Here is a 261-nt window from a genome sequence, read left to right on the forward strand (position 1 = left end):
GGCACGTTCGCGATGTGGATACCCTGCGGCATCAATTCTCTTGCCATGCTTTGCGCGAGTCCGGACTTGGCATGACATGCCATTGCAAACGCCCCACTTGACGGGAAGCCCTTGAGCGCCGCGCTGGCGTTCGTGAAGATGATCGTTCCTCTCGCGCCATTGGCGTCGGGTTGATTCCCCAGCATGAGGCGAGCTGCCTGTTGCCCTACTAAGAACGCGCTGAACGCCGAGTTTCGAAGAGTTTCGAGCACCATGACCGGG

Annotated in this window: 1 pseudogene; it reads right to left on the reverse strand. The window is 59.4% G+C overall.

Annotation, left to right across the window (positions count from 1 at the left end):
* A pseudogene (locus AC0L3J_RS38175) lies at positions 1-185 on the reverse strand (oxidoreductase); the annotation flags it as partial.
* Positions 186-261: the final 76 nt, after the last annotated feature.

Source organism: Bradyrhizobium sp. Kon37 (assembly GCF_055807535.1).